Genomic DNA, 15172 nt, shown 5'->3' on the forward strand with positions numbered 1-15172 from the left:
GAGGTTTTATTTTTACACTGGCCAATCAGCGGCGTCTAAGTCATCTAATTGTGCATCGCAATGCTCATTTCCTTGCCACTTGGCAATGTACTCACCGTGCGGATCGTATTGCTGAGTTTGTTTTTGCAAATTAAAGTGACGTCCGCCGCGCGGATCGACACCAACTCCAGCAATATATTGCCAATTACCCCAATTCGACGCCACATCGTAATCGATTAACTGTTGCTCAAAGTAAGCCGCACCATAACGCCAGTCTAGTTGTAGTTCGTTTACTAAACAGCTAGCAACGATTTGTCTTGAGCGATTGCTAATAAAGCCCGTTGCGTTTAGCTCTTTCATAATGGCATTAACTAACGGGTAAGGTGTACTGCCTTGGCACCATTTAGCAAAACGATTCGGGCTAAACGTGGTAAGTGGCGAGCTTTGTTTCTTACCTTTAAAGGTAAATAACTGATGCTTAACATTAATTGCATGCCACTTGAAATACTCACGCCAGAGCAATTCAAACTTGATCCAGTAAGTTGACTCGTTTGCTCCATACTGCGCTTCATAAGCATCTACAGCACAAAAAACTTGCTTGGCACTAATACAGCCAAAAGCCAGCCAACTACTAAATTTTGTTGAGTTATCAAAGCCATCCAGCTCATTGCGAGTGATTTTATAGCTACTCGGTAAAGCCGATGAAAAGTACTGCTGGCAGTGCTCAAGCGCAGCCTGATGCCCACCAAGTAATTGTGCATTCCCTGTTGCTGGCTTTTCTATCGGTTGTTTTGCGCAAAGTATAATAGGTGGAGGCAATCTTGCCGCTGAAAATGTATGTGTGGTTAAACTAATCTCTGCCGCTTCAATTTTTTTTCTAAAAGGAGTAAAGCCGGTTGGTAAATCAGTCAGTTCAAAGGGCAGTTGTTGTTGTTGATATAAGGTATCTTGCATTACAGATTTAAATACCACAGCTGTGCATTTTGACTTAAGAGCGCTAATTTGGCGCTGTTCATACACACCTATTTGCTCGCTATATACAACTTCATCAATGCTAAGCTCATTAATCCGCTGTGTTAATACCTTTACCGGATCGCCTTCTAAAATATGTAAAGTTTGGCCAAGCTGTAAAACAGACTCTTGCAGTTGATAGAGGCTTTGCATTAAAAAGCGTTGTTTGTGTGTGCCATAGGGTTTTTGTTGGTAGTTATTGCTTTTAAACCAAGCAGGGTTAACAACAAATACCAGATCCAACTCACATTGTTGTTGTGATAAATCATTGAGTATGGGGTTGTCGTCAATGCGCAAATCATTTTGCAGCCAATACAGAATACGTTTTTTCATACTTATGCTCAGGTTTTTAAAATCATTTATTTTACGAAGCAAAAGCGAGCAGGGATTAGTTTTGAGGTGTTTAATAGGGCTTTAAAAAGAGGCGATAACAATACCGCCTCTTACTTTGTTCTCGTTGTATCCTAGAGAACTAATTTTTGCTGTGCTATCCAGTCGTTAATTACATCTTCAAGTACCGCCATAGGGAGTGAACCTTGACCAATAACGGTGTCGTGAAAGCTGCGTATATCAAATTGAGCGCCTAGCTGTTTTTCAGCTTTTGCACGTAGTTCACGTATTTTAATTTCGCCCATTTTGTATGAAAGTGCTTGGCCTGGCCAAGAAATATAGCGGTCTATTTGATCTTCCACTGCGCTTTGTGGCAAAGCGGTATGATCAGCCAAATAATCAATCGCCTTTTGGCGGCTCCAACCAAAGGCATGAATACCGGTATCGACCACTAAGCGCACTGCGCGCCACATTTCGTAGCCTAAACGACCAAAGTCACTGTATGGGCTTTGGTAAAAGCCCGCTTCTTTACCTAAACGCTCTGTATAAAGTGCCCAGCCCTCGCCAAATGCTGAGTGGCTAAGGGTGCGTCTAAATTCAGGAACGTCTAACTCCATTGCAATGGCGTTTTGTAAATGATGCCCAGGAATAGCTTCGTGCAGGCTAAGTGCTTCTAAATTATATAAAGGCTGCAGTTTAGGTGTTGAGGCTAAAAAATAAGTGCCAGGTGAGCGGTTATCAGCAGGTGGCATATAAAACGCGCCGCGACTCGCTGAGCCTTTTATAGTAAAGGTGTTACGCGGCAAATGGCCAAAGTAAGTGGGGAGTTTGCCATACATTTTTTGCGTTATAAAAGCGGTTTTTTCTAGCAAGTCTTGGGCGTCTTTTGCGTAAAATTGCTCATCGGTTGCTAAAAATTTTAAAAAGTCGCTGTAGCTGCCTTCAAAACCAACGCTATCAATAATGGCTTGCATTTGTGCTTTAATGCGAGCCACTTCTTTTAGACCAAGTTCATGAATTTGTTTAGGAGTAGCATTAGTGGTGGTGTAGTAATTAACGGTGTAATTGTAGTAATCAAGCCCACCTTTTATACTTGCAATACCCGGCTGCGCTCTACAATGCGGCATGTATTCGTTTTCAAAAAAGCCGTAAAAGTGCTCGTAAGCAGGCACGACTTTTTCTTCAATTAACGCTTGTGCTTTTTGCTGTAAGCTCGCTTTTTGCGCCGCATTAAAGGTGCTAGGTATACGCGTAAAGGGCTCGTAAAGGGCGCTATTTTCAGGGCTTTTAACTATGTGCGCGCTAATGCTTTGGCTGTAATTTTCAAAGGTTTTACAATAATGAGTAAACCCTGTTTTTATACCTTGCTTCATTAAATTAATGTTTTGCTGATTAAAGCGCGGGTAGTCACCAAGGCTCACTAAAAAGGCGTTGTAATCATCAATGGTTAAAAAGGCCATATTGGCCGGCGCTTCAGCAAAATAAGTATGCCAACCACTTAAAAAATTAACCGGAAAATACTTATCTTGATAAAGGTAGCTTTGTTGCTCTGTTTCTCGCTCATATTTAAATAAGCGGTAGTTCATTAGCTGCTCGTTGTTGAGTGTTTTTGGGTCAATGTTGGCTAAGCTTTTTAGTACGCTGTTGTTATAAGCTTGGCGCTTAGCAATGGCTTGCTCGCTCCAATTTGGTAATGTGCCGTTTGGTTTCCAACCGTCTGGATCGGTTCTAAAAAATATTTTTTCAGCTTTGGCGTTTTGCCAGTGGTTATCAATAATGGTTTTTAAATCGCTGTTACTGTCGGCTAAGCTTGGCAGCGAGGTTGCTGCTAAGGCAATAGCTAAGATTGTTTTTTTTAGCATGTTGAATTTCACTTTTTAAAATTTTAATTATTATTTATGCGCGCTGATTTTATGATAATAACAAGTTCACTCAATTAATGCGTTGTTTTATAACATTAATGCGTGTGTTTAATTGCTCTCCTTACTTATTTTATTTATATAAACAACGAAGAAATAATTTTTTAAGAATAATGATTTAAACAGCACATAGACAGCTTTACCAAGGGTATGTGGGGCAACCATACGCTTTGCACTTTGACGTCAAATAACCCTTTTACGAGTACTATTACTTTATTTTAGATAAAAAAATAGCGTACTTTTATTGTACGCTATTTAATTTTGACCTAGCACCTAGCACCTAGCACCTAGCACCTAGCACCTAGCACCTAGCACCTAGCTTTTATTGCGGTTTTCTTTACTAAACGCGCGAATTTTACGTTTTTGCGACAGCGTTACTTTATTAGTGCGCCCTGCAAATGGGTTATCACCTTCTCTAAATTCAATTTTGATTGGCGTACCCATAATCTTAAGTGCTTTACGGTAGTAGTTCATTAAGTAGCGTTTGTAGCTATCAGGTAAGTCATGTACTTGGTTACCATGAATGACGATACGCGGTGGGTTATAACCCCCAGCATGCGCATATTTAAGCTTAACACGACGACCACGAACAAGTGGCGGCTGGTGGTCGGCCTGTGCCATGTCCATAATACGACGTAACATAGCAGTACTAATTCGCTTAGTTGCCGACTCATACGCTTCGTCAACTGATTCAAATAAATGACCAACACCGGTACCATGCAGAGCAGAGATAAAGTGTAGGCGGGCAAAATCAATAAAGCCTAAACGACGATCAAGTTCAGTCTTAATACGGTCTTTAACGTAGTTATCTAGGCCATCCCACTTGTTCACGGCAATAACCAATGAACGCCCTGAGTTAAGCGCAAAACCTAACAGGCTTAAGTCTTGATCAGAAATACCATCGCGGGCATCAACCACTAACAACACCACGTTACAATCTTCGATTGCTTGTAGTGTTTTAATGACTGAGAACTTCTCAACCACGTCACTTACTTTTTTACGCTTACGCACACCAGCGGTATCGATAAGAATATATTCTTTGTCGTTACGGGTCATCGGAATGTAAATTGAGTCGCGGGTTGTACCTGGCATATCGTATACAATAACGCGATCTTCACCTAGTATACGGTTAGTAAGGGTTGACTTACCAACATTTGGGCGACCAATAATCGCCAGCTTTACCGGCTTGTCGGCAAACGCTTGGTGATCTGTGTCATCTTCTTCACCTTCTTGATATAAGTCGATAAGTTCTTCATCGTCATCGGCTACATCTTCATCAAGTGCAGCAAGTTCAGCAATAACAGGCTGAAGTGTTTTTTCAAGTAGTAAAGTGATGCCACGGCCATGTGCGGCAGCGATATGATGAACTTCACCAAGTGAAAGTTGATAAAACTCAGCACAGTTTGAGTCGGCATCAATGCCGTCTGTTTTATTGGCAACAACAAAGCTTTTCTTTTCTTGCTTACGTAAGTGATTAGCAATAGCTTGGTCAGCCACTGTCATACCCACGCGAGCATCAACTAAAAATAAAACAATATCCGCTTCTTCAATGGCTAGTAATGACTGATCAGCCATTTCGGTTTCGATACCTTCTTCTGAGCCATCAATACCGCCCGTATCTACCACGATAAATTCAAAGCCATCGTAATTTGCTTGGCCATATTTTCTATCACGCGTTAAGCCAGGAAAATCGGCAACGAGTGCATCACGAGTACGTGTTAAACGGTTAAATAATGTGGATTTGCCCACATTGGGTCGCCCTACAAGAGCGATCACGGGAAGCATAAACTACCTCTTTAAAAAACAACAAAAGGCTTCGCAGTGCGAAGCCTTACAAAAAATAATTAACTATTAGTGCCTTACACTAATAGTAGACAGTTAGTTCGGTATTTTTACCGCGCTAACTTCACCATCGCGGGTGTATAAAATCAATTTATCGTCAGCGACAACGGGCTCAACAAAAAAACCTGAGCTGTCAAAGTCTTCACGAGATACTAGCTCGCCAGTGTCTTTATTTAACCAATGCAAATTGCCTTCTTGGTCACCTAACGCTAAATAATTACCGGCAACAGCTGGGCCCGTTAAGTACCAGCCACGTAGAGCGGGTTGGCTCCAACGTTCAATGCCTGAATCTTTATCAAGTGCATAAACAACGCCGTTACTATCAACAACGTAAATTGTTTGCAAATCCATGCTAATTTCACGGTAGCTGCTGTATTCACGTTTCCATACAACATTACCTGAACGAATATCCACTGCTGATAAGTTACCATTGTATGCAATAGCATAAGCAAATGGACCGCTAATAATAGGCTGCGTGTCTACATCAACTAAACGTTCAAACTCTGATGCGCCTTTTGGCACTGCAATTTCTGCACTCCATGCCGAGTAGCCACTCTCAGAAATTAAAACACTTAACTTACCTGTTTCTAAGCCTAGTAACACACCACCGTTAGCCACAGTAGGTGAACTTTGACCGCGTAAAGTCAGCGGTGGCACTTCTTGCTCAAAGCTCCAGCGTTCTTCACCAGTATCTGGGTGAAGCGCAAGTAACTTACCTGAGGCTAAATTTACAAAGATTAAGCCATCGCCTGCAGCGGGTTTAGAGAGTGATTCGCCGGGTACTTTTTTACGCCAGACTTCTTTACCAGTCTCACGGTCAAGTGCAATTACGTAACCATGTTCAGAGCCTAAATAGATTTTACCATAAGCTTGTAATATTCCGCCTGATAATTTTGCACTATCGTTATCGCTCCAAGGCCAAAACGATAAATCTTGGCGAACGTCGGTTTCCCATTGGGTATCGCCATTGGCAAATGATAAGGCTTCTACTTGGCCTTCACGGCTAGCAACATACACTGTTTCTTTATAAACAGCGGGTGATAGGCGTGAAAAGTAATGCTCTACACCGTTACCAATAGATTCTTGCCATACCACATCAGTTTCAAATTGATTGGCTATTTCTGGAAGCACCAGTTCTTCTTCGTCATCACTTGAAGAACACCCCATTAGGGTTGCCATACATAGGGCAAGCGTTGCTGTTGTTATTTTTCTCATGCCTAAAACCTTATGCCGCTGGGCTAGTTACTGCTAGGTCATCTAACTTAATTTGTAAAAGAGGATTACTCGTTAATCCACCGGCATCAACAGCAGCTTGGTAAGCTACGCGTGCTTGCTCTTTATTGCCTTGCTGAGTGTAAATGTCACCTTTTAATTCAGCCACATTTGCGTTAAACGCTTCAGGAAGAGGAGCATTTAATGTGCTCAATGCATCATCGTATTGCTGTTGAGCAATTTGCACACGCGCTAAACGTGTTGTTGCAATGGCTTTAAGCTGGGCGTTATCAACGTTAGTTACAATCCAGCTTAGTTTTTCATTTGCTACATCTAGTTTTTGTGTATCTACTGCTTCTTTTGCAGCAACAAATGCCGCTAAAGTTGCGTACTGAGTGTCTTTGTTTTCACTCATAAATGCATCAGCAGACGCTAATACGCTGTCACTTTCAACAAGCTTAGTGTATGCATCAGATGCTTGCTCTGCAGTGGTAATTTGATTTTGGTTGTATGCTTTCCAGCCATATAAACCACCTAAACCTACAATAACGCCTAAGGCTAGTGAAAGGCCGTTTTCACGAAAAAAACGTTTAATTGCTTCTGCTTGTTGTTCTTCTGTTGAATAAATTTCCATGCTTACCTCTGTTAAAGCGCTTAACTACTTACGCTTTATATAATTTAGCTATTAATTAGTTCTGCAAGTAACGTTTTAGCTTGTTCTAGTTCTAGTGTGACTTGTTCTTTACGCTCACGTAAATATTTAATAGTCACAACGCCTTGCTCTAATTCATCTTCACCGATAATGACTGCAACAAGGGCATCGCTTTTATCAGCACGTTTAAGTTGTTTTTTAAAGTTACCACCACCTGCGTGCACCATAACCCGTAAACCAGGGACGTCACGACGTAAGGTAGATGCAATTATAGGCGCTTGAATACTGGCTTTGTCGCCCATGGCTGCTAAATATACATCAGCACTACGGCGTATGTCACCTACACATTCAAGTGCTTGAAGTAGTAAAACCAAACGCTCTAAACCCATTGCGAACCCTACCGCAGGGGTTGATTTACCACCTAACTGCTCTACTAAACCATCATAACGACCACCAGCACACACTGTACCTTGTGCGCCTAAGCTGTCGGTTACCCATTCAAATACCGTGCGGTTATAGTAATCTAAGCCACGTACCAGCTTTTCATTAACCGTGTATTTGACGCCTGCTGCATCTAATCGTTCACATAAATTTTCAAAATGTTCTTTTGATTCAGCATCTAAATGTTCAGATAGCTTTGGTGCATCGACTAAGATTGCCTGAATATCTGGGTTTTTAGTATCCAAAACGCGCAGTGGGTTAGAGTACATACGACGCTTTGAATCTTCATCTAGTACATCGGTATGTTGTTCTAAAAAGGCGATTAAGGCATCGCGGTACTGTGCACGTGCTTCGTTTGAACCTAGTGAATTAAGCTCTAAACGCACATGGTCAGTAATGCCAAATGCTTCCCAAAGTTGCGCCGTGAGTAAAATAACTTCGGCGTCAATATCGGCACTGGCAATACCAAAGGTCTCTAAACCAAATTGGTGAAATTGACGGTAGCGACCTTTTTGTGGTCGTTCATGGCGAAACATTGGACCCATGTACCAAAGGCGTTGTTCTTGATTGTATAACAGGCCATTTTCGTTACCCGCACGTACACACACTGCAGTGCCTTCTGGGCGCAGAGTTAAATTATCGCCGTTACGATCGGCAAAGGTGTACATTTCTTTTTCAACTATATCGGTCACTTCACCAATAGAGCGTTTAAATAGGTCGGTTGATTCTACAATTGGAAAACGAATTTCTTGATAACCAAACGATGATACGGTCTCGCGTAAAATGTGTTCTACTTTCTGCCAAACTTGCGTATCGCCTGGCAGGCAATCGTTCATACCGCGAACTGCCTGAATTTGTTTTGCCACTGATAAATCCTAAATCTGTTTATGTGCAACCCTGGGTTGCAACCACGTAAAACTAAAAAATCGACCCTGCATTATAACCTTAACTATAAGGTAATTGCGAGCGTAGCGGAGCGTACGTAATTTATACTACGTTGTGAATACCGCGACTAAAAAAGGTCATTTAAATACATAGTGTTGTAACAACACATCACTCTACGATTTTTATGTCGATTGGAGTTTGTTGTTGCTTCTGTTCAATGAAATCGCGTACATAGCCTTCAAGTTGATCAACAATATTATTGTTATCAATACGGGCTTTTTGGCGTTCGCCATTAATGTATAAACCTGAGCGACGGTTTGCGCCGGCAAGGCCAATATCACTCACTAATGCTTCGCCTGGTCCGTTAACCACACAGCCAATGACTGACACTGAAACTGGCTCAATAATATCTTCTAAACGCTCTTCAAGTTGATTCATGGTGCTTACTACATCAAACTCTTGGCGTGAACAGCTAGGGCAAGCAATAAAATTAATGCCGCGAGAACGAATACGCAATGATTTTAATATATCAAAGCCTACTTTTATTTCTTGAACTGGATCCGCTGCTAGTGATACACGCAGCGTGTCACCAATACCTTCAGCCAATAACATGCCTAAACCAACGGCCGATTTAACTGAACCAGAGCGCATGCCGCCTGCTTCGGTAATACCTAAATGCAGTGGCTGGTCAATTTCTTTTGCAAGTAGACGATACGCGCCAACCGCTAAAAATACATCTGACGCTTTCACCGAGATTTTAAATTGGTCAAAGTCTAAGCGACGTAATATATCTACATGGCGCATAGCCGACTCAAGTAAGGCTTCAGGTGTTGGCTCGCCGTATTTTTCTTGTAGGTCGCGCTCAAGTGATCCACCATTTACGCCAATACGAATTGGAATGTTGTGCTCACGGGCTGAGTCGACAACCGCTCTAATACGCTCTTCACTGCCAATGTTTCCTGGGTTAATACGTAAACAATCAACGCCATACTTTGCTACTTTTAATGCAATGCGGTAGTCAAAGTGAATATCAGCAACCAGCGGTATCGATACCTGCTCTTTAATACTTTTAAATGCTTCAGCGGCATCCATAGTTGGAACAGATACACGGACTATGTCAGCACCGGCATCTTGAATCGCTTGAATTTGAGCTACAGTGGCATCAATGTCCATTGTGTCTGTGTTAGTCATTGACTGCACGGCAATTGGTGCACCATCACCAATTGGAACATTACCCACGTTAATACGGGTGGATTTTCTGCGTTTTATAGGAGATTCTGAAAACATAGCGACTACTCTGCTAAGGGTAATTTAAATTTAGCTAAACGGTTTTTAGGAAAAGCCGAAATATCAACTGGCTCACCATTTAGGGTAATACTTACAACATCATGCTTGCCTAAAACCACTGAAAAAGGCGCTACACCAGTTAAGGTCATTTCGTAGCCTGCTTTTTTTACACCAAATGCAATTTTTTCATCGTTGGCATCGTGAATTTCTACCCAGCTCTCGTCATTAAACATCATAAAAATAGTGCTTAAATCAGTGTTTGTTGGCTCACTCGGGCTCTGTGCGTCGTTTAGGGGAGCAGCCTGAATAGTTTGTTGCTCATTTTGTAATGCTGAATTTGTTTGTTGCGCAGGCTCAACATCATCTAATAGCGCTTCATCAGCCGCTTCAGCGAGTCGTTTTGTATTTTCTTGTTGCACAGTGATGAATGAGTTACTCGCTTTTATAGTGTTAGTTTGTTCATCAATAGGCGTTGCATTTTGCCACCACCATACGGCTGATGAGCCAATAACAATGGCTAAAATTAAGTAACTTACCGTCATTAGTCGACTGTCATGCGCTTCTTTTTCTGTACGTCTTGAAAAGCTTTGCATATCTACAGGCTTATCTGATGTGCTAAAAGCAGGCAGCATGGCTAAAATAGCGGTGCTATCAATGTTGAGTGTGCGACAGTAATTTTTTATATAGCCTTTAACAAATGTTTTTGCGCCCAGTAAATGATATTCATCGTCTTCAATATGCTGAACTTGTGATTCAGTTAATTTTAATAACGAGGCAATCTTAGCAAGGCTAATATTTGCATTTTCTCTATGTGTTTTTAGTATTTGACCTACAGAGGGTTCATCGCTCTGCGGTTGTGTATTATCTTCATTCATAATGTGTATCAGTTTGGATCCACTAGTAAAAGTTTATGTTTTGGCTTAACAACAAGAGTAAGACTGCGTTTTTATTTTTTAGTTAATTCTTGTTGCTAAGGCGCATTAAAAAAAGGCACTACATGCAATACTATAATAACTTTGTGGTGTTTAGCTAAAGCTTATCTGTTTTTAAGTGCTTTAATACACCTTATCCGTAGCAGTTTATCATTTTATCACACTGAAATGCTAAATTGCTTTACCCTAAAACACGCATTTACGCGTTACCCTATATTTTTGTTTACAGTTAAAGGGGGTTAATCATTTTGCGTATTTGTTTTAGTTTGCTCAATTGACGCTTCGCTATTTGAAGCCTGCACGGGGCTCTTTTTACGAATAACCTTTATTTTTGGCTCAGCAATAATTTGATTGGATTGACTGCCTTCTTGCAATTCATCTAGCTGTGCTTGGCGGTATTTTTCACGCAGTACTTCAAATTCTGTTTGTCTTAACTGGTTATCGCGAATGGCGTTAGCTTGCATACTACTAGGGTAAGTTTGTAGTAAAGTTGCCGCAATTTTTTCTGCTTCTTCAATTCTGCCCATACGTTGTTTAACTAAATAACCAAGCAACAAGGCGCGAGAGGAAACTTGCGCGGTGTCGTCATAACGTTTTATTAAGTTACTGGCTTTGTATAAGTCACTTTTTGCATAATATAAAGCGGCTAAACTTATTAATGTAGATGCGCGTTGTGAGCTATGGTTTAGCGCCTGCTGAAAATAGCTTTCGGCGTTAGTGAAATCGTTAAACTCAATGGCACATAGGGCTAAATTTTCATAGCTTTGTGCTACACGAATATAACTGGGTATTTCAATCGCTTTTAAAAATTGATCGGTAGCGCGATCATACTCATTAATACTGCACAAAAACGTGCCATAGTTATTCAAGGTGTTAGGATCGTTTGGCTTAATAGCCAGTGCTTTTTGATAGGCTTTGTCGGCTAATCCATTTTCGCCAACTTGTTGATAATAGTATGCTAAAGAGTAGTGTACTTCGGGTAAGTTAGGAGCGTACTCATTGGCACGTTCTAGGTTATATTTTGCTTGAGAGTTATTACCTGTACTTAAATACTGTAACGCCAACGCAATGCGCGTGCGAGCAGCACCATCGTTATTAATTTTATTTTCGAGAACGGGTTTATCGCTGCCGTTGTAACTATTTTCAGTAACACAACCGCTCAAAAACAGTGTTGATAGTGCTAAAGTAAGTAAAGATCGCATTACTTTGTCTCTTTATTTATATCCATAACCTCTATCTTACCTCAAAGCCTTTGTGTTGCATCATTTATTTAAAAATAAACGACATATCACAAAGACTTCTGATTACTCAGCAAATATTAAGCTTGATGAATATTCACTGCAATCGCGTTTTCATCGCGCATTTTCTTTTTAGCCATACGCTTAGTACGGTCTACAACATCGCCAGCTAACTGACCACAGGCAGCATCAATGTCATCCCCGCGAGTACGACGAACAATACAGGTAATACCCGCAGCTTGTAATACTTTAGAGAAACGGTCAATTCGACTGTTACTTGAACGGGTATATTCATTACCTGGGAATGGGTTAAACGGAATAAGGTTTACCTTAGATGGCGTACCTTTAAGCGTTTTAACAAGTTCATGAGCCTGATCGGTGCTATCGTTAACGCCGTTAAGCATTACATATTCAATTGTCACATCTTTATTGGCTTTTGAACCATCAATGTAACGACGACAGGCCGCTAAAAATTCTTCAATTGGGTATTTTTTATTGATCGGTACTAAAATATCACGCAGGGCGTTATCTGGCGCATGCAGTGAAATTGCAAGCGCTACGTCTATTTTTTCTTTCAATAAATCAAGGGCAGGTACCACACCTGAGGTACTTAAAGTGACGCGGCGCTTAGATAAACCAAAGCCCCAGTCGTCCATCATCAGTTCCATCGCCGGGACTACGTTTTTAACATTAAGTAGCGGCTCGCCCATACCCATCATCACAACGTTAGTGACAGGGCGCTTTTCGCTGTTGCCATCAAGGCCAATATCTTTGGCTACACGCCATACTTGGCCGATAATCTCAGATACTTTTAAGTTACGGTTAAAGCCTTGTTGTGCCGTTGAGCAAAAAGTACATTCCAGTGCACAGCCCACTTGAGATGATACACATAACGTGGCGCGATCTTTTTCTGGGATCCACACGGCTTCAACTTCTTGGCCGCCTTCTAGTACTAGTGCATATTTAATAGTACCGTCGCTGGCTTGCTGGCGAACTGAGATTTCGGGCGCAACAATTTCGCACTCATTTTTAAGCTTTTCTTTGAGTTTTTTGTTTACGTTGCTCATTTCGTCGAAATTATCTACGCCGAAATGATAAATCCATTTCATCACCTGATCGCCACGAAATGGCTTTTCACCGAATGATACGAATAGCTCTCGCATTGCATCTCGGTTTAAATCTAATAAATTAATCTTTTTTTGCTCGGTCATGTAACAACCTCAATCGGTGGCGGTGATGGTAAAAATTTACAAGGGAGAATTGTACACAATTCACCCACTATAATCATTAAGTAAAACATCATAAATAAACGGTTAATACTTTACGTAATGACTAAAAAAGGGCTCGAAAGCCCTTTTCATACTTTGCATCACAGGGTTAGCTGTGAACTCGAATTAACGAGTACGTGGGCAAAGTTCTTCGTCAGCGAAGAAGTACGCGATTTCGCGAGCAGCAGATTCAACAGCGTCAGAACCGTGAACCGCATTTTCGTCGATGCTATCAGCGTAGTCTGCACGTAAAGTGCCAGCTAGTGCTTCAGCAGGGTTAGTAGCACCCATGATTTCACGGTTTTTAAGAACAGCGTTTTCGCCTTCAAGAACGGTAACCATTACTGGGCCAGATGTCATGAAAGATACTAAAGCGCCAAAGAAAGGACGTTCGCTGTGTTCAGCGTAGAAACCTTCAGCTTTCTCTTGTGAAAGGTGAACCATTTTAGCTGCAACGATTTTAAGACCCGCAGTTTCGAAACGGTTGTAGATTGCGCCGATGTGGTTTTTAGCAACTGCATCAGGTTTTACGATTGAAAAAGTACGCTCTAAAGCCATCTTTGTGCTCCAATAATTTAAATAAAAGGTTGAATATTAACGGGCGCGAATTATACGCGTTTTAGTCGAAAAAACCTAATTTATTCTACTTTGCTAGTTTTTTTAATTTGCTAACCCAGGTTTATGAACTAAAAACAATGTTATTACGTTGATTATATGTTTATAAACTTAAGCTATACTTTTGCTTGAGTGGTGTGACTATATACTTGTAATACACTTATCCATAGGCTCAATATGCATGCAGATACATGCAAACACTAAGGTAACAATATGTTTTTTAACCAATCTTTAAAAAATCAAATAGCTGATTTACAAAGTAAGCTTTCTGTAAGGGAGCAGGTTAAACAAAGTTTAGACAGTGAAATGCTGGTATTAGAGCTTGATAAGCAAGGTGCTATTTTAAGACAAAATAAAAACTTTGAACGAGAGTTTAACTACTCGAATAACCAAATAATTAATAAAAATATTTTAGACTTTATTGCTGAAAATGCTAGAAATAACGCGGATTTCCATGCTTTTAAAAAAGCGATAAGCAAAGCCCAGCATTATGCGGGCGCTATTCAAGTATCCCACCAAAACGGCCAACGAGATTGGCTACGCTGCATTTTACATCCGATAAAAAATGAGCAAGGGCAGTTAGAGTATTTAACCCTGCACTGTACTGTGCTGACACAAATAATTGAAAGCTCAAGAGAGAATGAAGATTTAATAAAAGCATTACACCGCTCTACAGCGGTGATTGAATTTGACACCCAAGGTATGGTGCTGCGTGTTAACGACAACTTCTTAAAAAGTATGGGTTATTCAAAGCAAGAAGTAATTGGTAAGCACCATGGAATGTTTTGTGATGAGCAAGAAGCCAGCAGTAAAGAATATCAAGCATTTTGGCAACGATTGCGTAATGGTGAGTTTATTGCGAGCAGATTTAAGCGAATTGATAAACACGGTCATTCAGTATGGTTAGAAGCGTCGTATAATCCGATTTTTAATGAAGCTAATGAGCTTTACAAAGTAGTTAAATTTGCCACGGTGATCACAGACCAAGTAGAAAGAGAGCTGGCTATAGAGCAAGCGGCGAGTATTGCCCATGGAACCTCTATCGAAACCGATAATAACGCGGATAAAGGCGCAGAGGTGGTACAAAAAACAGTTCAAGTTATGAATGAGTTGTCGGTGCAAATGGAGCAAGCGGGTAAAGAAATTTCAGCATTAGATAAACAATCGCAACTTATTGCCAGTATAGTGCAAAGTATCAGCAGCATTGCTGATCAAACTAATCTGCTAGCACTCAATGCAGCCATTGAAGCTGCAAGAGCAGGTGAGCAAGGCCGTGGTTTTGCTGTAGTTGCTGATGAGGTGCGTTTACTTGCTTCAAGAACCAGTAAAGCAACCGAAGAGATTGTGGATGTTGTACAGCAAAACCAAAATTTAACCCAATCAACGGTGGCTGTGATAGAGCAAGGCAAACACAAAGCTCAGCAAGGATTAGAGCTTTCTAATGAGTCGGGTCATGTGATGAATGATATTAAAAAAGGCGCACAACAAGTTGTTGATGCGGTTAGCCAATTTTCTAATCAATTAAGTAGTAAAAAATAACTTAAATTTGCTGCTCTTCATT

The 15172-nt window shown here is 40.9% G+C and carries 11 protein-coding genes and 1 pseudogene; 1 reads left to right on the forward strand and 11 read right to left on the reverse strand.

From position 1 onward, the window contains the following. Positions 1-12: 12 nt before the first annotated feature. The 11 genes and pseudogenes from AC27JR_RS01630 to ndk all read right to left on the reverse strand — a co-directional run bounded on the left by AC27JR_RS01630 (position 13) and on the right by ndk (position 13554). Complete coding sequence (locus AC27JR_RS01630) at positions 13-1323, reverse strand: DASH family cryptochrome (RefSeq protein WP_487172566.1); 1311 nt, start codon at positions 1321-1323, stop codon at positions 13-15. A gap of 131 nt (positions 1324-1454) precedes the next feature. Then, on the reverse strand, positions 1455-3182 hold the full coding sequence (locus tag AC27JR_RS01635) for a DUF885 domain-containing protein (protein ID WP_487172567.1): 1728 nt from the start codon (positions 3180-3182) through the stop codon (positions 1455-1457). 372 nt (positions 3183-3554) lie between these two features. After that, positions 3555-5024, reverse strand: a complete 1470-nt coding sequence (gene der / locus AC27JR_RS01640; protein WP_008111356.1) for a ribosome biogenesis GTPase Der — start codon at positions 5022-5024, stop codon at positions 3555-3557. A 93-nt stretch (positions 5025-5117) separates the two neighbouring features. Further along, positions 5118-6296 (reverse strand): outer membrane protein assembly factor BamB, encoded by a 1179-nt coding sequence (gene bamB, locus AC27JR_RS01645; RefSeq protein WP_487172568.1) that lies wholly within the window; start codon positions 6294-6296, stop codon positions 5118-5120. Positions 6297-6306: 10 nt separating this feature from the next. Next, positions 6307-6927: a YfgM family protein gene (locus AC27JR_RS01650; protein WP_076918785.1), complete on the reverse strand. Its 621-nt coding sequence runs from the start codon at positions 6925-6927 to the stop codon at positions 6307-6309. A 44-nt stretch (positions 6928-6971) separates the two neighbouring features. After that, a complete protein-coding gene (gene hisS / locus AC27JR_RS01655) occupies positions 6972-8252 on the reverse strand; it encodes a histidine--tRNA ligase (RefSeq protein WP_008111350.1) in 1281 nt (426 codons plus the stop codon). Positions 8253-8439: 187 nt separating this feature from the next. Further along, the gene (ispG, locus tag AC27JR_RS01660) at positions 8440-9558 is read right to left on the reverse strand and encodes a flavodoxin-dependent (E)-4-hydroxy-3-methylbut-2-enyl-diphosphate synthase (protein WP_008111348.1); all 1119 of its coding nucleotides are present in this window, start codon (positions 9556-9558) and stop codon (positions 8440-8442) included. A gap of 5 nt (positions 9559-9563) precedes the next feature. Continuing rightward, positions 9564-10433, reverse strand: coding sequence for a RodZ domain-containing protein (locus AC27JR_RS01665; protein ID WP_487172569.1), 870 nt, complete (start codon positions 10431-10433; stop codon positions 9564-9566). 323 nt (positions 10434-10756) lie between these two features. Then, positions 10757-11692 (reverse strand): annotated as a pseudogene (gene pilW / locus AC27JR_RS01670) (type IV pilus biogenesis/stability protein PilW); the annotation flags it as partial. A 116-nt stretch (positions 11693-11808) separates the two neighbouring features. Further along, positions 11809-12939: a dual-specificity RNA methyltransferase RlmN gene (rlmN, locus tag AC27JR_RS01675; RefSeq protein ID WP_008111342.1), complete on the reverse strand. Its 1131-nt coding sequence runs from the start codon at positions 12937-12939 to the stop codon at positions 11809-11811. 183 nt (positions 12940-13122) lie between these two features. Next, on the reverse strand, positions 13123-13554 hold the full coding sequence (gene ndk / locus AC27JR_RS01680; protein WP_008111339.1) for a nucleoside-diphosphate kinase: 432 nt from the start codon (positions 13552-13554) through the stop codon (positions 13123-13125). Positions 13555-13824: 270 nt separating this feature from the next. On the opposite strand from ndk, the gene AC27JR_RS01685 reads away from it, so the two are divergent. Then, positions 13825-15150 carry a methyl-accepting chemotaxis protein gene (locus AC27JR_RS01685; protein ID WP_131692256.1) on the forward strand — a complete coding sequence of 442 codons (1326 nt, stop codon included), beginning with the start codon at positions 13825-13827 and terminating at the stop codon, positions 15148-15150. Positions 15151-15172: the final 22 nt, after the last annotated feature.

The sequence above is a fragment of the Pseudoalteromonas sp. NH0006-26 genome (assembly GCF_057552415.1).

Excerpts from the sequence above, each read along its gene's own strand:
- AC27JR_RS01630 (WP_487172566.1), bottom strand. The coding sequence starts at position 1,323 with ATGAAAAAACGTATTCTGTATTGGCTGCAAAATGATTTGCGCATTGAC.
- AC27JR_RS01635 (WP_487172567.1), bottom strand. The coding sequence starts at position 3,182 with ATGCTAAAAAAAACAATCTTAGCTATTGCCTTAGCAGCAACCTCGCTG.
- der (WP_008111356.1), bottom strand. The coding sequence starts at position 5,024 with ATGCTTCCCGTGATCGCTCTTGTAGGGCGACCCAATGTGGGCAAATCC.
- bamB (WP_487172568.1), bottom strand. The coding sequence starts at position 6,296 with ATGAGAAAAATAACAACAGCAACGCTTGCCCTATGTATGGCAACCCTA.
- AC27JR_RS01650 (WP_076918785.1), bottom strand. The coding sequence starts at position 6,927 with ATGGAAATTTATTCAACAGAAGAACAACAAGCAGAAGCAATTAAACGT.
- ispG (WP_008111348.1), bottom strand. The coding sequence starts at position 9,558 with ATGTTTTCAGAATCTCCTATAAAACGCAGAAAATCCACCCGTATTAAC.
- AC27JR_RS01665 (WP_487172569.1), bottom strand. The coding sequence starts at position 10,433 with ATGAATGAAGATAATACACAACCGCAGAGCGATGAACCCTCTGTAGGT.
- rlmN (WP_008111342.1), bottom strand. The coding sequence starts at position 12,939 with ATGACCGAGCAAAAAAAGATTAATTTATTAGATTTAAACCGAGATGCA.
- ndk (WP_008111339.1), bottom strand. The coding sequence starts at position 13,554 with ATGGCTTTAGAGCGTACTTTTTCAATCGTAAAACCTGATGCAGTTGCT.
- AC27JR_RS01685 (WP_131692256.1), top strand. The coding sequence starts at position 13,825 with ATGTTTTTTAACCAATCTTTAAAAAATCAAATAGCTGATTTACAAAGT.